This window comes from Pseudomonas sp. S2_F07 (assembly GCF_054668325.1).
This window is the reverse complement of record NZ_CP162758.1, coordinates 2610186-2632574: the sequence shown is the minus strand read 5'-3', so window position 1 is coordinate 2632574 and position 22389 is coordinate 2610186. Positions and strand designations below refer to the sequence as shown.

Here is a 22389-nt window from a genome sequence, read left to right as displayed (position 1 = left end):
AACCGGATTCGGGCTTGGGGGTCAATGGTTGCGGCTGTGGGGTTTATACTGTGCGGCATAAAGCCATTATGTGATTCACTAAGGTTGATTCAATGTCTATGCGAAACGATGCCAACGACGACTTCGATGATGTACCGAGCCTGCGTGCAGACGTTCTCGATGACGACTTTGCGCCGACCGCCCGCACGGTCGTGCACTCGCGCACGGCGCCAGTGGTGAAGGTCAAGGCGGCGAGTACCGGTGCCTTGTGGGCGTTGGTCGGGGCGTTGTTCTTTGCGTTCGCGGGCCTGGCCTGGTGGAGCTTTCAGCAGATCTCCCTGATGGAGCAGCAGCTGGTGGCGACCCAGGAAAGCTTCGCGCGAATCAGTGAGGAAGCGGCGGGGCGCCTGCAGGATATTTCCGGAAAGGTTGTCGCCAGCCAGACCAGCGTCAACACTGACAGCGAGGCTTTGAAGCTGCAAATCCGCCAGTTGGAAAGCAAGCTCCAGGACCAGAGCGCCCAGCAGCAAGGTGTTGCCGGCCAGGCCTCGGACCTGGACAAGCGACTGGCACAAATGACCGCGCAAACCACCGAACTGGACAAACGCCTGGCGCAATTGACTGCCCAGGACACCGAACATCAGACGGCCAATACGCAGTTGCAGGCCCAGGTCAAAGCCTTGAGCACTGAATTGGCCGCCCTGAAAAGTGCCCCGTCGGATTCGGAAAAATTCGATGCACAGCTCAAAAGCCTGGGCGCCGATATTGCCGCACTGAAGAAACAAGGCAATCCGAGCGCGGCCATCGAGCGTCTCGAACAAGACATGATCGTGGTCAAGAGCGTGCAGGACAACCGTCCGGCGGTCGCGCAGGGTTCGACCAACACGGCCGAGTTCGATGCCTTCCGCAGCCAGGTCACCCGCAATATCAATACCCTTCAGGCGCAGATCCAGAACCTTCAGCAGCAACTGCGCGCCCGGCAGTAATCGACTGCTTCAGGAGGTTCCTGATATCCATGCATCCCCCATTGCCGTCTACGCTCTTGAAACACCACCAGGAACGAGGGATGCGCAATGGGGTTTCTGCATAGGTTCACCTTGCTGTGCGGCATGTTTTTGTTGTGCCTGGGCCAGGTGCAAGCCGCCGGGACGGAAAAGGACGACAGCAAGGCGGCCATAGCCCTGCTGGAAAAAGCCCTGGCCTACTACCACCAGAATGGCGACAAGGCCCTTGCGGCGTTCAGCCGCCAGGGTGAGTTTGTCGACAAGGACCGTTATGTCTTCGTGCTCGACACCAAGGGTGTGATGCTTGCCAGTGGCGGGCCGTCGTCGGCGCTGATTGGCCGGGACGTGTCGGAAGTGCTCGGGCCGGACTTGCAGAAAACCTTCAAGGACGCCCTGAAAGTGCCGGAAGGCAATGGCATTCAGCAGGCGGAATATCGCTGGCAGAACTGGAATGATGGCAAGGTCGAGCGCAAGCATGTCTACTACCAGCGCATTGGCCAGCGGATTCTGGCGGTCGGTTATTACCTGCCCAGGGCCTCCGCCGAACAGGCCATGGCCTTGCTGAACAAAGCGGCAACCGATCTGACCAAGGACGAAAAGGGCACCCTGACGGCGATCAACTCCCTCAAGGGCGGCTACCTGCAGGATGACCTGTATGTATTTGTCGTCGACCTGGACACCCAGCGTTACGTGGCCCACGGCACCAACCTGCGGCTGATCAATACCGACTTCAGCAAGGTCCTGGACCCGGAAGGCAAACCGGTGGGCGAGCCGATTCTGGCGTTGATGGCCCAGCAGGATGATGGCGAATACGAATACCGCTGGAAAAACCCGGTGACCGGCAAGGTCGAGAACAAACATGCCTACCTGAAGAAAGTCGGGCATTTTCTGGTGGCGGTCGGGTATTACAGCCCTTGATAGGTGGTGTCTGAAAAATCGCTATCGCGAGCAAGCTCGCTCCCACAGTTGACCGCGTACTCATGAGCGACTCGGTCTAATGTGGGAGCGGGCTTGCTCGCGAATACAAGCGACTCGGTCTGCTTACCGAACCTTATCCTCCCGCCCGCGCAACAACATGTTCGGCATGGCAATCGCCGCCGCCAGCCCCAGCAGTGAAACGGCCGCACTGACCGTCAACAAGTGCCGGAACGTCAGCAACAACTCGGCACGCAAGGCGTTCTGCGCATCACCTGGCGCGGCATTCAAACCGTCCAGCAACACATTCCCCGAATGACCTTCGGCAATCAGCGACGAGCCGGCCAGGTGCGCGAAACTCGAGTCCTGCAACAACGCCAACAGCAGCGCCGACATCAATGCCACACCCACGGCACCACCCAGCGAACGGAACAGATTGGTGGTGCTGGTGGCGACGCCGATGTCCCGTTGGTCCACCGAGTTCTGCGTGCCGACCAATGACGTCGGGAACTGCATGCCGGAGGCAATCCCGCAGAGCAGCATGAACAGGCTGCTCACGACGAATGCCTGGGGCGGGCTGAACGCCATGCCGATAATCGAGACAGGCATCAGCGCCGCGCCGGCAAGGATCATCGGTTTGTAGCGCCCGGTCACCGAGGTGCGGCGGCCGGCGAAATACGCGCCGATCGGCAAGCCCATGGCCAGGGGCAGCAGGTGCAGGGCGGCGCTGTCGGCACCGGCGCCGGTGACGCTCTGGAAGCGCAGCGGCATCAATACGATCAGTGAGATGGCCTGGAAGCTGGTGAAGAAAATCGTGCACCAGCACAGGATCGCGTTGCGGTTGGCGAACAGATGCATGGGCAGCAACGGCTCCCGTGCCCGTCGCTCGTGGACGACGAACAGCCCCAGCACCAGCACCGCACAGGCCAGCAGCGCCAATACTTCGGCACTGCGCCACGAGTGGCCCTGGCCGACCTGGGTGATGCCCAGCAACAAGGCGGTCAGCCCGATGATCATCAGCACAGTGCCCAGGTAATCGATGATCGGTTTGCGTTGCGGAATCGGCAGCCCCATCAGCGTGCGATGGGCCACCAGCCAGGCACCCAGGCCCAGCGGCAGGTTGATCAGGAACACCCAGCGCCAGGACAGGTATTCGGTCATATAGCCGCCAAGCACCGGGCCGGCCACGCTGGCCACGGCATACATGCTGCTGAAATAGCCCTGGTAACGACCGCGCTCCCGTGGTGGCACGATGTCACCGATGATCGCCTGGCTCACCGAGATCATCCCGCCGGCCCCGATGCCCTGGAGGATCCGGGCCAGCACCAGTTGCTCCATGCTCTGGGCCATGCCGCAGAACACCGATGCCAGGGTGAACAGGCCCATGCCGAACAGCATCAGTTTGCGCCGCCCGTACAGGTCGCCCAGTTTGCCGTAGATCGGCACCGCCACGGTCATGGCCACCATGTAGCCGGAAATCACCCAGGCCAGCAGGCTGACGTCCTTGAATTGCGCGGAAATGGCCGGCATCGAAACGGCGACGATGGTCTGGTCCAGCGCGCCGAGGAAGATCGCCAGCATCAGGGCGATCAGCACGCTGCGGATAGCGGGTTTGGGCGTTTCAGGCTGGTGGAGATTGGTCACGGGAAAACCTGCGGGCAGTGATTGACCCGCAAGTAGCTAGGCGAGCGGGGATGCTCGCCAGTGTAAGTCGGTAGGAAGCTATTCGATAGCCTCGTAAGGAAGCCCGACGTAGTTTTCTGCAATGGTTTTTCGACCCGCTTCAGAGCCGACAAAATACTCCAGCTCCGACTCGGCAATGCGCTGGCTAAAGGCATCGTGATCGTCGAAACGGTGCAGCATCGAGGTCATCCACCAGGAAAACCGTTCGGCCTTCCACACCCGGCGCAGGCAGATTTCCGAGTACTTCTCCAGCAGATCGAGGCGATCTTCGCGGTATACCTTGACCAGGATGTTGAACAGCGTACTGACGTCACTGGCCGCCAGGTTCAGGCCCTTGGCGCCAGTGGGCGGGACGATGTGCGCGGCGTCTCCGACCAGGAACATGCGCCCGTACTGCATGGGTTCGACGACGAAGCTGCGCAGTGGCGCGATGCTTTTTTCGATGGACGGGCCCGTTACCAGCTTGTCCGCCAACTGTTGTGGCAGTCGCGACTTGAGTTCGTCCCAGAAGCGTTGATCCGACCAGCTGTCGACATGATCGCTGGTGGGCACTTGCAGGTAATAACGGGTGCGTGTCGGCGAGCGCATGCTGCACAGCGCGAAACCGCGCTCATGGCGGGCGTAGACCAGCTCTTCGTGGACTGGCGGGGTGTCGGCCAGGATCCCGAGCCAGCCGAACGGATAGATCCGTTCGAAGACTTTCAGGCTGTCGGCGGGAATCGATTGCCGCGCCACTCCATGGAAGCCGTCGCAACCGGCGATGTAGTCGCAATCGAGACGATACCGTTCGCCGTCCTTCTCAAAAGTGACAAACGCTTCGTCGGTTTTCATGCCGTGGGGAACAACGTTGTCGGCTTGATAAATCGTCTGCGCGCCAGCCTCCCGACGAGCGGCCATCAGGTCGCGGGTGACTTCGGTCTGGCCATAGATCATCACGCTCTTGCCCCCCGTCAGGGCGTGCAGATCGATGTGGACCTGGCGTCCGCCGAGGGCCAGTTCGAAGCCGCCATGGACCAGTCCCTCGGCGTCCATGCGCTGACTCACGCCGGCCTGACGCAACAGCTCTACCATGCCTTGTTCAAGCACGCCGGCGCGGATTCGGCCGAGCACGTAGTCCGGGGTCTGGCGTTCTAGAACGAGGGTGTCGATGCCGGCGTTGTGCAGCAATTGGCCGAGCAACAGGCCAGAAGGGCCGGCGCCGATGATGGCGACTTGGGTTTTCAGCGTTTTCATTGTTTTTATGACTCGCAAGCTTCACGCGACCAGGGCCGGTGAATGATTTTTATGGATCGAGTGCTTGCATTTTTCCCTTGCGGGTCTGTCAATTGAAGGTGAAAACTGAGCCGATAGCTGTACATTCTGCCAATCGGTGCGATTATCGCCCGCCATCTACTCCGAGGCCTGGATTGAAGTGATGAACAAGCCTGACCTGCCTTCGATTCCGGTGTTCAAGCTCTACGGTGAAAGCCTGGATTGGCCGACCCCGGACTTGCTGCACTGTGAAACCATTTCCAAACGCAGTCGCGAACATCATTGGGAAATCAAACCTCACCGCCACGCTGATTTGTGCCAGTTGCTCTTCGTGTTCAAAGGTCAGGCCGAGCTTGAAATCGAAGGCAAGCGAACGCAACTGGTGGAACCGGCAATCCAGATCCTGCCACCGCTGTCAGTGCACGGCTTTCGCTTTTCCGAGGATGTGGAAGGGTTTGTCGTGACCCTGGCCGCGCCGCTGATCGCCCACCTGCAGATACAGTTGGGGCAATCGGTCAATGCCCTGGCCCAGTCCGAAAGCTACCCGGCAGGCAAGGACGCCGAGTACCTCAACAGCCTGTTCAGCGCCTTGCAGAACGAATACACCAGCCATCAACCGGCGCGGGAAATGCTCATGCATTCGCTGGTCAGTGTGATCGTGGTGTGGGTCAGCCGCCAGGTGATCCAGCGCCGCACCGCCATGGCGCGACCGCAGCGGGCCCGGGAATACCTCAACGGCTTTATTCAGCTGGTGGAAGAGACCTATCGCCAGCACGTCAAGGTCGAGGACCTGGCCCATCGGCTGGGGATTTCCGTATCCCACCTCAACGGCACCTGTCGTGAGCTGGCGGGGCAACCGGCGTTGCAGATCATGCACGAACGTCAATTGCTGGAGGCCAAGCGTTTGCTGACCTACACCAGCATGACCATTTATGAAATGTCCGACGTGTTGGGGTTTTCCGATCCGACCAACTTCACGCGCCTGTTCCGGCGTCGTGTGGGGATTTCGCCCAAGGCGTTCCGCGACCGCCTGAAGGCCGATCAGGACAACGAAGCCTGACCCCTTCGTTATCGGAGGGCGTTGAGGGTGGCGTTGTGGGGGATGCAGCGTTCGAAGTTGCAACTCGCCGCTTCACGGGGCAGGTTGCGCAGTTGCTCGACGCGCCAGGCCGCAGCGCCATACAGCCCGAGCGTGACCGCGCAGGTGATGAAAATCGCGAGGTATCTTCTTGTTTTGATGTTCATGGCGTTGACCTCTGAACGAATACCTTTCGGTATTACTTTGAGCATAGGTCAGCGCCAGTGAGTTGTGTAGGAGCTGCCGAAGGCTGCGATCTTTTGACTTTGATTTTAAGAAGCAAGATCAAAAGATCGCAGCCTTCGGCAACTCCTACAGGGGGGCGGTGTTACAACCCGATATCCCACTCCGGTTCTTCCGGAAATCTAAGCACCAGAAAATCCAGCAAGCTGCGCAACGCCGTCGGCATGTGCTTGCGCGAGGCATACACCGCATACACATTCATTTGCCGGGGTTCCGCCGCCGGCAGCAGGCGAATCAATTCGCCGCTGTGGATGTGCACGCCGGCCTGGTAGGTGGGCAGCATCGCCACCCCGGCACCGGCGATCGTTGCGCGCAGCAGCGTGCTGGCCTCGTTGGCGCTGATGTTGCCCTGCACCGGTACAGAAACCTGCTCGCCGTCCTGCTCGAAATGCCACAGGCTTTTGCCGAAGTAGGAGTGGGTCAGGCAGTTGTGCAGGCTCAGGTCCTCGACCCGTTGCGGCACCGGGTGCTCACGCAGGTAAGCGGGGGACGCGCAGATCACCGAGCGGCAAACCGTCAGGCGGCGGGCGATCAGGTTCGGGTCCAGGTCGTTGCTGGTGCGGATCGCCAGATCGATGCGCTCATCCACCAGGTTCACGGTGCGGTCGAGCATCTGCATGTCGATGCTGACGCCGGGGTAGCGCCGGACATACGCAGCCATGGCATCGGCCAGTTGTGCCTGGCCGAAGGAGGTGCTGACGCTGATCCGCAGCAGGCCGCGCGGTGCGTCATCCGGTTCGCTGACGGCGGCTTGCATGTCGGAGGACAAGTCGAGCATCTGCCGACAGCGGGGCAGGATCTCGGTGCCGGCAGCGGTCAGGCTCAACTTGCGTGTGGTGCGATGCATCAGGCGCGCGCCGACCCAGTCTTCCAGTTCCGCCAGATACCGCGACACCACCGGCCGTGACAGCTCCAGATGATCGGCGGCGGCCGACTGGCTGCCGAGGTCGACCACCGTGACGAACACGCGCATTGCTTGAAGACGATCCATGATTTGCCCGCTTTCAGAAACAAACTATGTTCAAGCATCGCATTTTTTGTACTGAGTCAGGCAACTAAGCTCTGTTCCATCGCCAAGCAAGGCATTCGGACAACGGAGCAACAGATGATCGGTTTCACCACTTTAAAGCGCATTTTGCTGGCAGGCGTCGCCCTCGGTTTCGCCGCCCATGCAGCCGCCTCGACCTTGACGCTGGATGTCTACAACCCCGGTGATAAAGCGATCTTCCCGGTGACCTCGGTGCTGGTCAGTGGCGAGAAAGAAGCGATCCTGGTGGATGCGCAATTCGGCAAATCCCAGGCCGAGCAGGTGGTGGAAAAAATCCGCGCCAGCGGCAAGCAACTGACCACCATCTACATCAGCCACGGTGATCCGGATTACTACTTCGGCCTCGATACCCTGACGGCTGCGTTCCCCAAGGCGAAGGTCCTCGCCTCGCAGCCGACCGTCGACCACATCAAGCGAACCGTCGACGGCAAACTGGCGTTCTGGGGCCCGAAAATGGGTGCGGACGTGCCGGCCAAAACCATCGTGCCGGACGTGCTCAAGGGTGACAGCCTGATCCTTGAAGGGCAGAAGTTGCAGGTGCTTGGTCTTGAGGGCCCGCAGCCGGATCGCAGCTTTGTGTGGATTCCGTCGCTCAAGGCCGTGGTCGGTGGTGTCGTGGTGGCGCAAAACATCCACGTGTGGATGGCGGACACGCAAACGCCACAGTCCCATGCCGATTGGTTGGCTACGCTGCACTCCATTGAAACCCTGAAACCGCAGACCGTGGTGCCGGGTCATTACCTTGGCGAGAGCGATCGCTCCCTGGCCGCCGTGCAGTTCACCGCCGCATACATCAAGGCCTTCGACGAGGAAACCGCCAAGGCCAAGGATTCCGCCGCGCTGATCGCGGCGATGAAAAAGCGCTTCCCGACCCTGGAAGATGAAAGCTCCCTGGAGCTGAGCGCCAAGGTCGCCAAGGGCGAGATGAAGTGGTAACCCGCCTCAACTGAAATCCTAGAAGCTCAACCCACTGGAGAACGTCATGAGCAAAATCGCAATCATCGGTGCCACCGGTCGTGCCGGTAGCCAACTGCTGGAAGAAGCCCTGCGCCGCGGTCACAGCGTTACCGCCATTGCCCGCGATACATCGAAAATCGACCCGCGTGACGGTGTGGCCGGCAAGGCCGTCGATGCCCTTGATGCCGCTGCGTTGCAAGCTGCGATTGCGGGCCATGACGTGGTTATCAGCGCGGCGCATTTCGCCACGCTACCTGCCGACGCAGTCGTTGGTCCGGTGAAAAAATCCGGGGTTAAACGCCTGCTGGTGGTGGGCGGGGCGGGTTCACTGCTATTGCCCGATGGCACTCGAGTGATCGATAGCGAAGGTTTCCCAGAGGCCTACAAGGCAGAGGCCGGCGCGGGTGCCGAATTCCTCGCCAGCTTGCGTGAAGAACGGGATCTGGACTGGACCTTCCTGTCGCCATCGGCAGAATTTGTCGAGGGCGAGCGCACGGGGAAATTCCGCCTCGGTCAGGATGACTTGCTGGTGAGCAGCGAAGGGCGCAGTTGGATTAGCTTTGCCGACTACGCGATTGCAATGCTCGACGAAGTGGAAGCGCCGAAGCATTCACGGCAGCGGTTTACAGTCGGGTACTAACACCGCAATCCATGTAGGAGCTGCCGCAGGCTGCGATCTTTTGATCTTGAAAATCAAAGTCAAAAGATCGCAGCCTGCGGCAGCTCCTACAGATACCGTGGTTCAACGCGACTGCGCCTGCTCCACCAACCAGCCCATCAATTCACGCAACTTCGGCGAAGGCCCGGGTTTTTCGGGGAATACCAGGTAATACGCCAGTCCTGTCGTTACCTTCAAGTCGAATGGCATGACCAGCCGCCCGGCGTTCAGGTCATCGCCGATCAGCGACCAGTCGCCAATCGCCACCCCCGTTCCCTGGGACGCCATCGACATCGCCAGGTCCAGTGTTTCGAAATGCTGGCCCTTGCCGACATTGGTCAAATGCACATTCGCCGCTTTCAACCAGGCCTTCCAGTCCCGCTCGTCTCGGGTCGGGTGCAGCAGCAGGTGCTGTTGCAGATCGGCCGGGCTCTGCAGGGGCATGGGGCCTTCGAGCATCGGTCTGGAACACACCGGCGTGAGTTGTTCGTCGAAGAGTTTTTGCGACATCAATGAATCGTCCGGCGGTGCGCCGTACATCACCGCTGCATCGAATTGCTCGCGATGAAAATCCACCCCGTGCTTGACCGTGGTGGTCAGTTCCACCGGCACGTCCGGGCGTTCCCTTTGCCATTGCAACAGACGCGGCAGCAACCAGCGCATGACGCAGGTCGGTGCCTTGAGCTGCAGGGTTTCGCGCTTCTCGCCGATCTGTTCAACGGCCTCGTCGATCAGGCCGAAAATCTGCTGCACCCGTGGCAGCCATTCCCGTCCCTCGGCTGTCAGGGCAAGGCCTCGGGCCAGGCGGATGAACAGCTCATAACCCAGATGATCTTCCAGCCCGGCGATCTGCCGACTCACCGCGCCCTGGGTGATATGCAGCTGTTCGGCGGCCCGGGTGAAATTGCAGCACTGCGCGGTAATCAGAAAAGTGTGCAGCGCCGGCAGGGGAGGCAGTCGTTTCATTGGGATCCAAGGTATGACGTGAGGACATGGCTAGTATGACTTTTTATCCATTGTTGCGGCTACCTGTCGCCCGTTCCAATGAGGCCATTCCCGGGCCTGCGAATCCATCATAAACACAGCGCACGCCCGGCGTCTCAAACGAACAAAAAGGGCAAAGACATGGCGACGTGCGGCGAAGTATTGGTCAAGTTACTCGAAAACTACGGGGTCGAGCAGGTGTTCGGCATTCCGGGGGTGCATACCGTGGAGCTGTATCGCGGGCTGGCCCGTTCGAGCATCAACCACGTCACGCCGCGTCATGAGCAGGGCGCCGGCTTCATGGCCGACGGCTACGCCCGTACCAGCGGCAAACCGGGTGTGTGCTTCATCATCACCGGCCCTGGCATGACCAACATCACCACCGCCATGGGCCAGGCCTATGCCGATTCGATCCCGATGCTGGTGATCTCCAGCGTGCAATCGCGCAGCCAGTTGGGCGGCGGTCGCGGCAAGCTGCATGAGTTGCCGAACCAGGGCGCACTGTGTGCCGGTGTCGCGGCGTTCTCCCACACCCTGATGTCGGCTTCCGAGCTGCCGGGTGTGTTGGCCCGCGCCTTCGCGCTGTTCCAGGCGGGTCGTCCGCGTCCGGTGCACATTGAAATTCCGCTGGATGTCCTGGTTGAAGAAGCCGACGACTTGCTCAGCAGCCTGCCGGTCAATATCGACCGCGCTGGCGCTTCGCCGAGCGCCGTGTCGCGCATGACTGAATTGCTGGCCGGTGCCAAGCGTCCGCTGATCCTCGCCGGTGGCGGCGCCATCGACGCGGCCGTCGAGTTGACTGAGCTGGCAGAATTGCTGGACGCGCCAGTCGCCTTGACCATCAATGCCAAGGGCATGCTCGCCTCCGGCCACCCGCTGCTGATCGGCTCGACCCAGAGCCTGGTCGCCACCCGTGCACTGGTTGCCGAGGCCGACGTGGTACTGGCCATCGGCACCGAACTGGCCGAAACCGACTACGACGTGACCTTCGCCGGTGGCTTCGAAATTCCTGGCAAGTTGCTGCGCGTCGATATCGACCCGGACCAGACCGTACGCAACTACCCGCCGCACGTGGCACTGGTGGCCGACTCGCGCAACGCCGCCCAGGCTTTGCTCAGCGCCCTGTCGCACAAATCCCTGGCCGAGCGCCGCAACGATTGGGGCCAGGTACGTGCCGCCCGTCTGCGTGAAGACCTGGCCGCGACCTGGGATGCACCGACCCTCGCCCAGACCCGCTTCCTCGAAACCGTTCTGCAGGAATTGCCGGACGCGGTGTTCGTCGGCGATTCGACCCAACCGGTATACACCGGCAACCTGACGTTCAACCCGGAGCGTCCGCGTCGCTGGTTCAACTCGTCCACCGGTTACGGCACCCTCGGCTACGCCCTGCCGGCAGCGATTGGCGCCTGGCTGGGTGGCAGCGTCGAAGGTGGTGCGCGGCCTCCGGTGGTGTGCCTGATCGGCGACGGTGGCCTGCAGTTCACCCTGCCGGAACTGGCCAGCGCCGTTGAAGCGCGCACCCCGGTGATCGTGCTGCTGTGGAATAACCAGGGCTACGAAGAGATCAAGAAGTACATGGTCAACCGTGCCATCGAGCCGGTGGGCGTGGACATCTACACCCCGGACTTCATCGGTGTGGCCAAGGCATTGGGTTGCGCCGCCGAAGCGGTCAGCAGTGTCGAGCAACTGCGTGGCGCATTGCGTGTGGCTACCGATCGCCAGGGTCCGACCCTGATTGAAATCGACCAGGCCCAGTGGATGCAGGCGGTGTCGAAATGACTTTCCCTACGACCCTGGATGGCCTGTACATCAACGGCCAATGGTCGGCCGGCAACGAACACCTGCGGGTGATCAACCCGGCGACCGAAGCCCTGTTGACCACCGTCAATGGCGGCGATGAGCGCGCCGTTGACCACGCGGTGAGCGCGGCGACCCAGGCGTTCGCCGACTGGTCGAAAACCACGGGCGCCGAGCGCGGCGCGATCCTGCGCAAAATCGCCGTGGGGGTGCAGGCCAATCGTGAAAAGCTGATGCACTTGCAGTCGAGCAACAACGGCAAGCCGCAGTTCGAAGCCGCGATTGATGTCGATGACGTGATCGCCACTTTCGAGTATTACGCCGGTCTCGCCGAAGGGCTGGATGCCAAACAAGACAGCGCGATAGAACTGCCGACCGACGACTTCAGCGCACGTTTGCGCCGCGAGCCGTGCGGTGTGGTCGGCCTGATCGTGCCGTGGAATTTCCCGATGGTCACCACCGCGTGGAAACTCGCCCCGGCCCTGGCCGCCGGCTGCTGCGTGGTGCTCAAGCCTTCGGAAGTGACGCCGCTGCCGGAGCTGGAACTGGCGGCGATCATCGCGCAAGCCGGGTTGCCGGCAGGCGTGTTCAACCTGGTGTGCGGCACCGGTCTTGCGGTTGGCGCGCCCCTGTCGGCTGACTCGCGCATCGCGAAAATTTCCTTCACCGGCAGCAATGCGGTCGGCGTGCAGGTCATGCAGCGGGCGGCGGAAACCGTCAAGGGCGTGAGCCTGGAACTGGGCGGAAAATCCTCGCTGCTGGTACTGGCCGATGCCGATCTCGACCTGGCGGTGGAAGTGGCCTGTGGCGGTGGTTTCTTCAACGCCGGGCAGATGTGCTCCGCCACCAGCCGCGTGCTGGTCGCCGATGAACTGGCCGATGAATTCCTGAGCCGAGTGAAGACCCGTGCCGAAGCCATTCGCGTGGCCGACCCGTTCGACCCGGACGTGGAAATGGGCGCGCTGGTCAATCAGGCGCAATACCAGCGCGTGCTCGGTCACATCGATCGCGGTTTGAGTGCCGGTGCCAAACTGGTTTGCGGTGGCAATCGCCCGGCAGACCTGCCGCGCGGATATTTTTTGCAGCCGACGGTGTTTACCGACGTGCCCCAGGGCAGTGCGCTGTGGAATGAAGAGATTTTTGGTCCGGTGATCTGCGTACGCCGTTTCGCCTCTGAAGCCGAGGCGATTGCCCTGGCCAACGACAGCCAGTTTGGCCTGGTCGCCAGTGTGGTGACACGCAATGCACAGACCGCTGACCGTGTCGCCAACGCTTTGCAGGCGGGGCTTGTGTGGATCAATGCGCCGCAGGTGATCCTCCCGCAGACCGCCTGGGGTGGCTACAAACAGAGCAGCATCGGCCGTGAATTGGGGCCGTGGGGCTTGCAGGCTTTCCAGGAAATCAAACACGTGATCCGGGCCGTCTGAAGGCACGAAAAAGGTGAGTGCATGCCTCGCGTTGAGGCATGCGCTGGCGTCATGGCTTCAATGAGTTTTTATCGATAGTCAGGTGTTTTACACGACCTCAGGATGAACTCGCTGGCTCAGCCAAGCCCCCGAAAATACGAGGGCTAACGCTGGTCCGGTCGCGCGGATGCAACAGTTTCGACCTGCCTTATACCTACAAAAACAAAGGGAGTCCGTAATGGGCGAGCATGATCTGAACAGACGTCAATTTATCAAGACCGTAGGCGTAGCCTCGGTTGCAGCGGCAGCCATGAGCATGCCGTTCATCAAGGCCAATGCCAGCGACACACGTTTTGCCGGCAAGACCCTGCGTTTGCTGACCTGGTCCGACGACACCGGCCTGGCCGCACTGCGCAACATCGCCGCGACGTTTGAAGACAAGTACGGCTGCAAGGTCATCGCCGACCGCACCGGCAGTACCTCGGAAATGGTCGCCAAGCTCAAGGCCGGCGGTGATCGTCCGCAGTACGACATCATCACCCTGGCAGGCGTCGGCGCCGAAGGTCTGGCCGCCGCCAACCTGCTGGAAAAACCCGACCTCAACCGCATTCCAAATCTTGTCGATGTACCGGAGAAATACCGCACCGGCGCCAATGGCCACGGTATCGGTTACCTGCTGTGGTGCAACAGCCTGGTCTACAGCACCCGCACCCAGAAAGAAGCCCCGACCAGCTACGCCTCCCTATGGGATGCCGACGCGGCGCCAAACATCTTCCTGCCGCCGCCGAACTGGACCGAGGCCATGGACCTGATCATCATCGCCGCCAAACTGGCCGGTGGTGACGAACACAACATCGAGCCTGGCTTCAAGAAACTCGCCGAGCTGAAAGATCGTGTGGTGACCCTGGGCGAAAACCCGAACCAGATCGCCGAACTGTTCCGCACCGGTTCCCTGGACATGGGTGGCCTGTACGCACCGGCCTTCTTCCCGAAACAGATCCGCGACCCGAACTACGGCCTGGGCGCCACGTTCGGCATGAAGGAAGGTTTCTACACCGACCTGATGCTGTCGGTGATGCCGAAGAACCGTCCGGGCGATACCGACATGGCCTACGCCTTCATCAACCACTCCCTGGACCCGCTGGTGCAGGGCAAGATGGCTGAAGACATCTACAACGGCCCGGTCAACGCCAAGGCGATCATCTCCGCCGAAGCACGCAAGAGCCCGTACATCCTCACGCCGGAGCAGATTGCCGAGAAAGCGATCATGCACGACAACGCCTTCCTGGCGACTGTGCATGACCAATGGATTCGTCGTTACACGGAAATCTTTTCTTCCTGATCCGTAGGAGCTGCCGAAGGCTGCGATCTTTAGATCCTGCTCTTCGGTAGCTCTGAAAAAGATCAAAAGATCGCAGCCTGCGGCAGCTCCTACAGGGGGGCCGTACAGGCTGATATTTCTGATTTTCCATTGACGAGACCCTTTGCTATGGAACACCAACCTCTGACTCATCCGGTGAGTGCCGCCCCCGTGCGCGCCGCTCGGGGTGTTTCGCCAACGACGCGCGCCTGGCTTTTCCTCTCGCCGTCGATGCTGTTTCTCGGCGTGCTGATTGCCGCGAGCCTGCTGGTACTGCGCATGAGCGTGGGCACCAAGGGCGCGGAATGGTCCGGGTTCAGCCTGGCCAGTTACGCCCAGTTGCTGGAACCCTATTACCTCAAGTCGCTGATGCTGACCCTGCGCCTGGCGCTGATCAGCGCGGTGATCGCAGTGATCCTGGCGATCCCGGTGGCCTACACCATGTCGCGCCTGACCTCACCGTTCGTGCGGCGGATCTTCCTGGCGGCGGTGTTGCTGCCCTTGCTGGTCAACCTGTTGCTGCAAAGCTACGGCTGGCTGGTGATCCTCGGCCCTGGCGGCATGCTCAACCAGGCACTGATGGGCCTGGGCCTGATCAAGCGCCCGATCATGCTGTTGTACAACCAGAACGGCGTGTTGATGGGCCTGGTGCAAACCGCCTTCCCGCTGGCCGTGTTGCCGATTGCCAGCGCCATGCGCGGCGTCGCCCGCAGTTACGAAGAAGCTGCCGCCACCCTTGGCGCCAGTCGCTTCCAAGTGTTCCGCCAAGTGGTGTTGCCGATGAGCCTGCCGGGGATCATTACCGGCGCGACCCTGGTGTTCGCCTACAACGCCAGCAGTTTCGTGGTGCCCTTGCTGCTCGGCGGCCGGCGCGTGCCGATGCTGGCGGTGATGGTGCATGACCAGATCGCCCCGCTGATGAACTGGCCCGCCGCATCCGCTGCCGGTGTGGTGCTGATCGTCACCACCCTCGCGATCATGACCCTGTCCGAATACATCACTGGCCGCCGTCGCCGCATGCTGGAGGCTTCGCAATGAGTACCCTGATCAAGAAGCGCCAGTTGTTGCCGGGTGATACCGGCAAGTTTGCCGGCATCCTCTCGGGCTTCATCCTGCTGTTGGCGGTGTTGCCGATTCTGACCATGATCGTGATGTCGTTCAGCGGTGCGTCGAACCTCGATTTCCCGCCGAGCAGCTACAGCCTGCAATGGTACAAGGCCGCCTGGCACACCTTCGTGTCGCCGGACGCCAGTGACGTCCTGAGCCTCGGCCAGGCCATGAGCACCAGCCTGCTGGTGTCGTGCCTGACCATGGTTTTCGCCACGATCATCGCGGTGCCGGCGGCCTACGCGCTGACCCGTTGCGAGTTCCGTGGCAAGGCCGTGGCGCTGCAACTGATGTCGTTGCCGCTGGTGTTCCCGATGGTGGTGCTGGGCCTGGCGTTGCTGCTGGTGTTCGACAGCCTGCCGTTCCACATGACCACCTCGCGCCTGGTGATTGCCCACGTGATCCTCGCGTTGCCGTTCGTGGTGAAGAACTGCACGGCGGCGATGCTTTCCATCGGCAGCGAAGTCGAAGAGGCCGCGCAAATGCTCGGCGCTTCACCGCTGCGGGCGATTGTCGATGTGGTGGTGCCGTTGATGAAGTCGGGGATCCTGGCGGGCATGCTGCTGGCGTTCATCGTCTCGTTCAACGAATTCACCGTGACCTACTTCCTCTACACCATCGACGTCATGACCGTGCCGATCTGGATGTACAGCCGCACCGTGTCTTCGCTCGACCCAACCGTATTTTCGTTTGCCGTGCTGATCGTGCTGATCGACTTCGTCCTGATCTGGGCGCTGGAGAAGCTGGTTGGTGAAGGTGGCGTTTCGTTCTGATTTCTTGAGGTGATTCACATGTCTGGTCTGATTCTGGAAAACGTCGAGAAACATTACGGCTCGGCCTGCGCGGTAACGGATGTGAACCTGCATTTGCCCGAGGGCAAACTGGTGTGTTTCCTCGGCCCTTCGGGTTGTGGCAAAACCACCTTGCTGCGCATGATCGCCGGCCTTGAAACCCTGACCGGCGGCGAGATCCGCCTGGATGGCGAAGACATCGGCAACACCCCGGCGCACCTGCGCAACTTCGGCATGGTGTTCCAGTCCCTGGCGCTGTTCCCGCACATGACAGTCGGGGAGAACATCGCCTATCCGCTGAAACTGCGTGGAGTCAGCAAGGCTGACCAACAGGCGCGGGTGGTGGAATTGCTGGAACTGATCCAGCTGCAGCAGATGATCAATCGCCCGGTGGCCAAGCTGTCCGGCGGCCAACGCCAGCGCGTGGCGATTGCCCGGGCGATTGCCTCACACCCGAAAATCCTCCTGCTCGACGAACCGCTGTCAGCGCTGGACGCCAAGCTGCGCGAGTCGATGCAGGTGGAAATCCGTCAACTGCAACAACGCCTGAACATCACCACCATCATGGTGACCCACGACCAGCGTGAAGCCATGACCATGGCCGATATCGTGGTCGTATTGGGTGAACACAAGGTGCAGCAGGTGGGTACGCCGATCGAGATCTACCGGCACCCGGCCAACGAGTTCGTCGCGGACTTCATCGGCTCGGGCAACATTTTCCCGGCCACGGCGCTGGGTAACGGCAAGGTCAGCCTGCCGGGCGGCGATGCGCTGCAAGTACCGATCTGCAGCAGCATCGTGGTCGGTGAAAAGGTGAAGATGCTGATTCGCCCGGAAGACTTGCAACTGTCAGCGCCACAAGCGACGGCGGGCAACCGCCTGCTGGGCAAAGTGACCTTCGTGCGCGATATTGGCGCGACTATCGAGACCACGGTGGAGTGTTCAGGGGTGTCCTTTACCGCGCTGAGCACGCCGTGCCAGGGCTTTGGCTTGAGCGTTGGGCATCCGGTGTCGGTGACCTTGCCGGTGGAGGCTTGCCGGGTACTTGGGGCTTGATCCGGATTTGATGCTGTTTGTGCTGGCCTCATCGCGAGCAAGCTCGCTCCCACAGTAGATCTGAAGTGTTCACAAGTATTGTGTTCGCAGGAGATCCAATGTGGGAGCGAGCTTGCTCGCGATGAGGCCGGCACTGCTTGCAAAGAAACAAGCTCAAACCGATAACCGCAACCGCGCCAGATCCCTTAACGGCGGAGCCCCGAACAATCGGCTGTACTCCCGGCTGAACTGCGAAGGGCTTTCATACCCGACCCGATACCCTGCCGCCGAAGCCTCCAGCCCTTCGGCCAGCATCAGCCGCCGTGCTTCCTGCAGGCGCAGCTGCTTCTGATACTGCAACGGGCTCATCGCCGTCATCGCCTTGAAACGATGATGCAGCGTCGACACGCTCAGGTTCACTTCCTTGGCCAGATCATCAATGCGCAACGGCTGTTCGAAATTGCCGTTGAGCCATTTGATCGCCTGGCTGATGCGATGGCTCTGACTGTTGGCGATGGCGATTTCGTACAGCCTATGTCCCTGTTTGCTGCGTAACAGTCGATAGAGGATCTCCCGGCGAATCAGCGGCGCCAGCATGGCGATGTCTTTCGGCGTGTCCAGCAACCGTGCCAGACGCAGCACCGCATCAAGCATCGCGGTGTCGAGTTTTTCGACATACAGCCCGCGCCCGGCCGGCCGGGTGGGCACGCCGAGGGGGCCGGCGTCGGCGATCAGTGCGGTGATTTCCGTCGGGTCGATGTCCAGGCGCAGGGCCAGGATCGGTTCCTCAGGCGAGACATCCACCACCCGTCCACTGAGCGGCATCGAGACCGAGACCACCAGGTAGTTCAATGGGTCGTAGTTGAAGTACTCGTTGGCCAACTGAACTTCCTTGCGCCCCTGGGCCATGATGCACAGCGCCGGTTGCGCCAGAACCGGGGCGAACTCGTGGGACTGGCTGTGGCGGGACATGAACAGCGAGCCGATGGCCGTGGCATAACTGCCATCTTCGGCGGTGTTGCGGCGGATGATGGCCGCCAGTTCCGCGCGCTGCTTTTCCATGTCGGTGTCCAGCGGGGCTTGAAAGTGATCGAGCGACGACATGCGAGGCATCCTCGGCAAGGCATGGAGGGAGTGGTGCAGAGCATAAGTTTGTGCAAGCGGCAGCGGTAGACACATCCTGCCGGATGCTTGCCTGATTCTGCCTGGGGTTGGTTTCGTACCCAAGCACGGCCAACGCACAGGCGCGCTTGAACTAACGCCGATAACCCCGTAGGAGCTGCCGAAGGCTGCGATCTTTTGATTTTGAAAGTGAAAGTCAAAAGATCGCAGCCTTCGGCAGCTCCTACACAAAGCTCGTATGGCAGAACCGTGACAGTGTTTTACAGCTTGTTACAGGCTTGTCATGCAGTTTCGCAGGATTGTGCAACGCACCGGCAGGAATCGACTAACGAGAAAGGCGTCGCGACCCTTAACCTTTGATCCTGTCGCAGCCCGTCCCCTGGCTGCCACGCGACTCCCCGGGAGGGTTGAACATGTCCACGCAAATCCCCGTCAGTCATATGGCCTTCGTTCGAGCGCGCGCCGGGCGTTCGGCGGAACTCGGTGTGCGCCTCAGCGCCCTGATCGAACCGTCCCGTGCAGCGCCAGGCTGCCTGAGCTTTTCCTTGCAGCATTCGCAATGCGATCCGCAGTTGTGGCTGGTGTCCGGTTTCTGGAGCAATCAACAGGCTATGACCGCGTACTTCAACACGCCGGCGATGGAGATTTTTGCCGAGTTGGTGCAGGAGCTGGTGGTCAACAGCCTGGACTTCCACACCTTCAAGGATGTCTCGGCGGCGCAGGCTCTGGGACAGTCCGAAGTGGCGGTACACAAACTGGCCGGTTGAGGGTTTAATGACGGCATTCTCAATCAGCCAGGATGCGCGACATGGCACGTAAAGCCTTTGATCACTTCGAAGCTGTTTCCGCTGTAGTACCGGGCGAGGGTGGTTACCACGCCGCTATCGCCGTCAAAGCGCTGGGTGGTGCCGGCGCCCCGCGTTTTCACAAAGTGTTGGAAGGCCAGATCTTCAAGACCGCTCACGAGGCCGATGATGCGGCCGCCAAGGAGCTGACCCGCCTCAAGGACGTCAAGGAAAACACCGACCTGCTCTGGTGATTCTCACCGCCCCGGGCGGTACATCTTGAACAACGCCTCAGGCCCCAGCTGGAAATAATCCGCCGGCCCGCCGCCGCGCAGAATCGGTTCTGCCGCGGCGGTGTCGTATACCCCATCCTTCAACAGCCATTTGGCGATATGCACGGCGACCACTTCGCCGAGGATCAGCCAGCTCGGCACCACGTTGCCGTCCGCCCGTTGCAACTGGATGATCTGCGTGACCTTGCACTCGAAGGACACCGGGCTCTCTGCCACCCGCGGCACCTGAATGACCTTCGAGGCAGCGGTCGTCAGCCCGGCCAGTTCGAATTCGTTGACCTCAGGCCCGACCATGGCGCAGCTCTGGTTCATCTGCTCGGCCAGCGGCCGGGTGGCCAGGTTCCAGGCGAACTCGCCGGTCTGTTCGATGTTGTTCAGGCTGTCTTTGCGCCCGACGCTGGAAAAACCAATGATCGGCGGGATGTAGTTGAAGGCGTTGAAGAAGCTGTAGGGCGCCAGGTTCAAGCGGCCCTCGGCGTCCTGTGAAGAGATCCAGCCGATGGGGCGCGGGCCGACGATGGCGTTGAACGGATCGTGGGGTAGGCCGTGGCCGTTGGCGGGTTCGTAGAAGTGGATGTCGTCGGGCATGGGATTTCCAGAAGGCAGCATTTGAAGATCGACCATAGTGCTAGGGCCAGACGCTGATTTCCAGTCATGCGCAACCCTGTGGGAGCGAGCTTGCTCGCGATTGCGGACTGACATTCAGCATGGATGTCGACTGAATGTCAGTCATCGCGAGCAAGCTCGCTCCCACAGGTTTTATGTGATTACCAGACTTTGTGGCCCCCAAAAACGACCAAGCCCGGCCGAAGCCGGGCCGTGAGTTTCCCTCCACATTCAGCCGATAGCTTCAGCGCTACCGGTTTTGTCGAAACCGTCGGCAGCGACAGTGTCCGCGGTGCCGGTTTTATCGAAACCGTCCGAGGCATAGGTGCCCGAGTGGCTGCGTTCGATGGCAGCGCTGGCATCGGAGCCGAAAGAGGCCGAGCCGGTTTTGTCGTAGCCATCGGCGGCGAACGTGTTGGCGGCCAGTACGGAAAGGGCCAGGGCAAGGATCAGTTTGGTTTTCATGGTGGTGACTCCCGTCTCGTTGGCGTTTAGTGGAAAAAAGCCAAGACGCCAGATAAATCGATTAAATTTCGCAATTAAATCCTGCTACTGATCGATTAATTGGATGTTAAGGCCGTCAGGCTTTTTCGCTTTCAAGGACTGAGTGAGCACATCGCAATGAATCGATCAGGCCGTTAAAGGTTGGGCGGCGAGCATTAACGCGTGATTAATCGGCTCTTTTACCTGGGTGACAGGTTTTTCATGAAGCCCTTACCCATTTTCACTGCCGCAACGCCAATCCGGGCTCCGGCCGAACTGACTTGATGTCGAGTCGGCTCCATTCGCGAGCAAGCCCGCTCCCACATTTAACCGGGTTGTTCCAGAAGGAACGCGGTCGAATGTGGGAGCGGGCTTGCTCGCGAAGAGGCCAGTACTGCCAGCTTCGATCTATCTGTCAGTCAGTGACGATCCGCGAATGCTTGCGGGTGTCTTTCATGGTGACGTACACCAACAACGACACGGCAATGCACGCGGTAACGTACCAGTAGTAACCCGTCTCCATGCCGATGCTCTTGAACCACAGCGCGATGTATTCAGCGGTGCCGCCGAAAATCGAGACGGTCAGTGCGTACGGCAGGCCGACGCCCAGGGCGCGGATTTCGGTTGGGAACAGTTCGGCTTTCACCACCGCGTTGATCGAGGTGTAGCCGCTGACGATGATCAGCGCCGCCATGATCAGGAAGAACGCGCCCCACCAGGTCGTAATGGTGTGCAGGGTGGTCAGGATCGGTACGGTGAACAGCGTGCCCAGAATGCCGAAGGCAATCAGGATCGGCCGGCGACCGATTTTATCCGACAGCCCGCCGATGATCGGTTGCAGGCACATGAACAGGAACAACGTGGCGGCGGAAATGGTGGTGGAGTCGGAAATGCTCATGCCGACGGTATTCACCAGGTATTTCTGCATGTAGGTGGTGTAGGTGTAGAACGCCAGCGTACCGCCCATGGTCAGGCCAACCACGGTCATCAGTTCCTTCGGGTGGCGCATCAAGGTGCGCATCGCGCTTTCCTTGGCTTTTTCTTTCTTGGTGAAGGACTCGGTCTCTTCCATGCCGCGACGCAGGTACAGCGCAACCACGGCACACAGCGCGCCGATGGCGAACGGGATGCGCCAGCCCCAGGCGTAGAGCTCCTCGGTGGTCAGGAAGTTCTGCAGGACAATCAGCACCGCCAAAGCGATGAGCTGGCCGGAGATCAGGGTCACGTACTGGAAGCTGGAGTAGAAACCGCGACGCTCCTTGGTTGCCATCTCGCTGAGGTAAGTGGCGGAGGTGCCGTATTCGCCACCCACCGACAGGCCTTGCAGCAAGCGCGCGAACACCAGCAGGATCGGTGCGCCGATGCCGATGACTTCATAACTCGGGCTCAGGGCGATCAGCAGCGAGCCGAAGCACATCAGGTACACCGAGGCCATCAGGGCCTTTTTGCGCCCGACCTTGTCGGCATACAGACCCATCAGCCAGCCACCGATCGGACGCATCAGGAAGCCCACGGCGAAGATCGCGGCGGTGTTGAGCAGTTGTGCGGTGGTGTCGCCTTTGGGGAAGAAGGTCTTGGCGAAGTACAGGGAGAAGGCGGCGTAGACGTACCAGTCGTACCACTCGACCATGTTGCCGACAGAACCGCTGAAAATCGATTTGATGCGACTGGCGGTGGTTCTTTCTTTAGCCGGCGTGGCAGCCGACCCAAGGGGCAGGGCGTTGGAGTTATCCATTGAAGGATCCTTCATTTAATTGTTTTTGTGGAGCGCGAATAAACGCAGCCTGCCAGGGCTATAGCAGGA

General features: G+C 60.8%; 22 protein-coding genes. 13 read left to right on the top strand and 9 right to left on the bottom strand.

The window, feature by feature from the left end:
- The first annotated feature begins 92 nt into the window (after positions 1–92).
- Positions 93–965 carry a hypothetical protein gene (locus AB4O40_RS11750; protein WP_056726112.1) on the top strand — a complete coding sequence of 291 codons (873 nt, stop codon included), beginning with the start codon at positions 93–95 and terminating at the stop codon, positions 963–965.
- Positions 966–1052: 87 nt separating this feature from the next.
- Entirely contained in the window at positions 1053–1901 is an 849-nt protein-coding gene (locus AB4O40_RS11745; protein ID WP_460054434.1) for a cache domain-containing protein, read from the top strand.
- 123 nt (positions 1902–2024) lie between these two features.
- Here the strand turns inward: AB4O40_RS11745 and AB4O40_RS11740 are convergent, their stop codons facing one another.
- Both AB4O40_RS11740 and pobA read right to left on the bottom strand, forming a co-directional pair.
- Positions 2025–3542, bottom strand: coding sequence for an MDR family MFS transporter (locus tag AB4O40_RS11740; RefSeq protein WP_056726110.1), 1518 nt, complete (start codon positions 3540–3542; stop codon positions 2025–2027).
- A 78-nt stretch (positions 3543–3620) separates the two neighbouring features.
- The gene (gene pobA / locus AB4O40_RS11735) at positions 3621–4814 is read right to left on the bottom strand and encodes a 4-hydroxybenzoate 3-monooxygenase (RefSeq protein WP_460054437.1); all 1194 of its coding nucleotides are present in this window, start codon (positions 4812–4814) and stop codon (positions 3621–3623) included.
- 181 nt (positions 4815–4995) lie between these two features.
- Between pobA and AB4O40_RS11730 the strand changes: the two genes are divergently transcribed.
- The gene (locus tag AB4O40_RS11730) at positions 4996–5892 is read left to right on the top strand and encodes a helix-turn-helix domain-containing protein (protein WP_056726108.1); all 897 of its coding nucleotides are present in this window, start codon (positions 4996–4998) and stop codon (positions 5890–5892) included.
- 8 nt (positions 5893–5900) lie between these two features.
- Here the strand turns inward: AB4O40_RS11730 and AB4O40_RS11725 are convergent, their stop codons facing one another.
- Together AB4O40_RS11725 and AB4O40_RS11720 are read right to left on the bottom strand one after the other, a co-directional pair.
- Positions 5901–6077 (bottom strand): hypothetical protein, encoded by a 177-nt coding sequence (locus AB4O40_RS11725; protein ID WP_020799474.1) that lies wholly within the window; start codon positions 6075–6077, stop codon positions 5901–5903.
- 161 nt (positions 6078–6238) lie between these two features.
- Entirely contained in the window at positions 6239–7144 is a 906-nt protein-coding gene (locus tag AB4O40_RS11720; RefSeq protein ID WP_201783890.1) for a LysR family transcriptional regulator, read from the bottom strand.
- Between the two features lie 114 nt (positions 7145–7258).
- On the opposite strand from AB4O40_RS11720, the gene AB4O40_RS11715 reads away from it, so the two are divergent.
- The gene (locus tag AB4O40_RS11715; RefSeq protein ID WP_460054441.1) at positions 7259–8137 is read left to right on the top strand and encodes an MBL fold metallo-hydrolase; all 879 of its coding nucleotides are present in this window, start codon (positions 7259–7261) and stop codon (positions 8135–8137) included.
- A gap of 46 nt (positions 8138–8183) precedes the next feature.
- Positions 8184–8798, top strand: a complete 615-nt coding sequence (locus AB4O40_RS11710; RefSeq protein ID WP_056726104.1) for an NAD(P)-dependent oxidoreductase — start codon at positions 8184–8186, stop codon at positions 8796–8798.
- 102 nt (positions 8799–8900) lie between these two features.
- Here the strand turns inward: AB4O40_RS11710 and AB4O40_RS11705 are convergent, their stop codons facing one another.
- A complete protein-coding gene (locus tag AB4O40_RS11705; protein WP_056726103.1) occupies positions 8901–9782 on the bottom strand; it encodes a LysR substrate-binding domain-containing protein in 882 nt (293 codons plus the stop codon).
- Between the two features lie 159 nt (positions 9783–9941).
- Between AB4O40_RS11705 and AB4O40_RS11700 the strand changes: the two genes are divergently transcribed.
- The 6 genes from AB4O40_RS11700 (at position 9942) to AB4O40_RS11675 (ending at position 17317) form a co-directional block, all read left to right on the top strand.
- Positions 9942–11579: a 5-guanidino-2-oxopentanoate decarboxylase gene (locus AB4O40_RS11700; protein WP_460054444.1), complete on the top strand. Its 1638-nt coding sequence runs from the start codon at positions 9942–9944 to the stop codon at positions 11577–11579.
- On the top strand, positions 11576–13024 hold the full coding sequence (locus AB4O40_RS11695) for an aldehyde dehydrogenase family protein (RefSeq protein ID WP_460054447.1): 1449 nt from the start codon (positions 11576–11578) through the stop codon (positions 13022–13024). The genes AB4O40_RS11700 and AB4O40_RS11695 overlap by 4 nt, the downstream gene beginning before the upstream one ends.
- A gap of 217 nt (positions 13025–13241) precedes the next feature.
- Positions 13242–14345: an extracellular solute-binding protein gene (locus AB4O40_RS11690; protein WP_007978499.1), complete on the top strand. Its 1104-nt coding sequence runs from the start codon at positions 13242–13244 to the stop codon at positions 14343–14345.
- A gap of 147 nt (positions 14346–14492) precedes the next feature.
- A complete protein-coding gene (locus AB4O40_RS11685; protein ID WP_223541149.1) occupies positions 14493–15401 on the top strand; it encodes an ABC transporter permease in 909 nt (302 codons plus the stop codon).
- The gene (locus AB4O40_RS11680; protein ID WP_223541148.1) at positions 15398–16243 is read left to right on the top strand and encodes an ABC transporter permease; all 846 of its coding nucleotides are present in this window, start codon (positions 15398–15400) and stop codon (positions 16241–16243) included. Before AB4O40_RS11685 ends, AB4O40_RS11680 begins: the two co-directional genes overlap by 4 nt.
- 18 nt (positions 16244–16261) lie before the next feature.
- Positions 16262–17317: an ABC transporter ATP-binding protein gene (locus AB4O40_RS11675; RefSeq protein ID WP_008052508.1), complete on the top strand. Its 1056-nt coding sequence runs from the start codon at positions 16262–16264 to the stop codon at positions 17315–17317.
- Positions 17318–17470: 153 nt separating this feature from the next.
- Here AB4O40_RS11675 and AB4O40_RS11670 read toward each other — a convergent pair whose 3' ends face one another.
- On the bottom strand, positions 17471–18400 hold the full coding sequence (locus AB4O40_RS11670; protein ID WP_056726098.1) for an AraC family transcriptional regulator: 930 nt from the start codon (positions 18398–18400) through the stop codon (positions 17471–17473).
- Between the two features lie 431 nt (positions 18401–18831).
- Between AB4O40_RS11670 and AB4O40_RS11665 the strand changes: the two genes are divergently transcribed.
- Both AB4O40_RS11665 and AB4O40_RS11660 read left to right on the top strand, forming a co-directional pair.
- Entirely contained in the window at positions 18832–19185 is a 354-nt protein-coding gene (locus AB4O40_RS11665) for a putative quinol monooxygenase (RefSeq protein WP_056726097.1), read from the top strand.
- A gap of 41 nt (positions 19186–19226) precedes the next feature.
- Positions 19227–19457 (top strand): hypothetical protein, encoded by a 231-nt coding sequence (locus AB4O40_RS11660; protein ID WP_223532182.1) that lies wholly within the window; start codon positions 19227–19229, stop codon positions 19455–19457.
- Between the two features lie 3 nt (positions 19458–19460).
- Here the strand turns inward: AB4O40_RS11660 and AB4O40_RS11655 are convergent, their stop codons facing one another.
- The 3 genes from AB4O40_RS11655 to AB4O40_RS11645 all read right to left on the bottom strand — a co-directional run bounded on the left by AB4O40_RS11655 (position 19461) and on the right by AB4O40_RS11645 (position 22320).
- Positions 19461–20084, bottom strand: a complete 624-nt coding sequence (locus AB4O40_RS11655; RefSeq protein ID WP_223541147.1) for a flavin reductase family protein — start codon at positions 20082–20084, stop codon at positions 19461–19463.
- Positions 20085–20333: 249 nt separating this feature from the next.
- Entirely contained in the window at positions 20334–20567 is a 234-nt protein-coding gene (locus tag AB4O40_RS11650; protein ID WP_460054454.1) for a hypothetical protein, read from the bottom strand.
- A 433-nt stretch (positions 20568–21000) separates the two neighbouring features.
- Positions 21001–22320 (bottom strand): MFS transporter, encoded by a 1320-nt coding sequence (locus tag AB4O40_RS11645; RefSeq protein ID WP_056726093.1) that lies wholly within the window; start codon positions 22318–22320, stop codon positions 21001–21003.
- Positions 22321–22389: the final 69 nt, after the last annotated feature.

Bases quoted from the DNA above. Each gene is read 5' to 3' on its own strand.
- AB4O40_RS11750 (WP_056726112.1), top strand. From the start codon at position 93: ATGTCTATGCGAAACGATGCCAACGACGACTTCGATGATGTACCGAGC.
- AB4O40_RS11745 (WP_460054434.1), top strand. From the start codon at position 1,053: ATGGGGTTTCTGCATAGGTTCACCTTGCTGTGCGGCATGTTTTTGTTG.
- pobA (WP_460054437.1), bottom strand. From the start codon at position 4,814: ATGAAAACGCTGAAAACCCAAGTCGCCATCATCGGCGCCGGCCCTTCT.
- AB4O40_RS11730 (WP_056726108.1), top strand. From the start codon at position 4,996: ATGAACAAGCCTGACCTGCCTTCGATTCCGGTGTTCAAGCTCTACGGT.
- AB4O40_RS11725 (WP_020799474.1), bottom strand. From the start codon at position 6,077: ATGAACATCAAAACAAGAAGATACCTCGCGATTTTCATCACCTGCGCG.
- AB4O40_RS11720 (WP_201783890.1), bottom strand. From the start codon at position 7,144: ATGGATCGTCTTCAAGCAATGCGCGTGTTCGTCACGGTGGTCGACCTC.
- AB4O40_RS11715 (WP_460054441.1), top strand. From the start codon at position 7,259: ATGATCGGTTTCACCACTTTAAAGCGCATTTTGCTGGCAGGCGTCGCC.
- AB4O40_RS11710 (WP_056726104.1), top strand. From the start codon at position 8,184: ATGAGCAAAATCGCAATCATCGGTGCCACCGGTCGTGCCGGTAGCCAA.
- AB4O40_RS11705 (WP_056726103.1), bottom strand. From the start codon at position 9,782: ATGAAACGACTGCCTCCCCTGCCGGCGCTGCACACTTTTCTGATTACC.
- AB4O40_RS11700 (WP_460054444.1), top strand. From the start codon at position 9,942: ATGGCGACGTGCGGCGAAGTATTGGTCAAGTTACTCGAAAACTACGGG.
- AB4O40_RS11695 (WP_460054447.1), top strand. From the start codon at position 11,576: ATGACTTTCCCTACGACCCTGGATGGCCTGTACATCAACGGCCAATGG.
- AB4O40_RS11690 (WP_007978499.1), top strand. From the start codon at position 13,242: ATGGGCGAGCATGATCTGAACAGACGTCAATTTATCAAGACCGTAGGC.
- AB4O40_RS11685 (WP_223541149.1), top strand. From the start codon at position 14,493: ATGGAACACCAACCTCTGACTCATCCGGTGAGTGCCGCCCCCGTGCGC.
- AB4O40_RS11680 (WP_223541148.1), top strand. From the start codon at position 15,398: ATGAGTACCCTGATCAAGAAGCGCCAGTTGTTGCCGGGTGATACCGGC.
- AB4O40_RS11675 (WP_008052508.1), top strand. From the start codon at position 16,262: ATGTCTGGTCTGATTCTGGAAAACGTCGAGAAACATTACGGCTCGGCC.
- AB4O40_RS11670 (WP_056726098.1), bottom strand. From the start codon at position 18,400: ATGTCGTCGCTCGATCACTTTCAAGCCCCGCTGGACACCGACATGGAA.
- AB4O40_RS11665 (WP_056726097.1), top strand. From the start codon at position 18,832: ATGTCCACGCAAATCCCCGTCAGTCATATGGCCTTCGTTCGAGCGCGC.
- AB4O40_RS11660 (WP_223532182.1), top strand. From the start codon at position 19,227: ATGGCACGTAAAGCCTTTGATCACTTCGAAGCTGTTTCCGCTGTAGTA.
- AB4O40_RS11655 (WP_223541147.1), bottom strand. From the start codon at position 20,084: ATGCCCGACGACATCCACTTCTACGAACCCGCCAACGGCCACGGCCTA.
- AB4O40_RS11650 (WP_460054454.1), bottom strand. From the start codon at position 20,567: ATGAAAACCAAACTGATCCTTGCCCTGGCCCTTTCCGTACTGGCCGCC.
- AB4O40_RS11645 (WP_056726093.1), bottom strand. From the start codon at position 22,320: ATGGATAACTCCAACGCCCTGCCCCTTGGGTCGGCTGCCACGCCGGCT.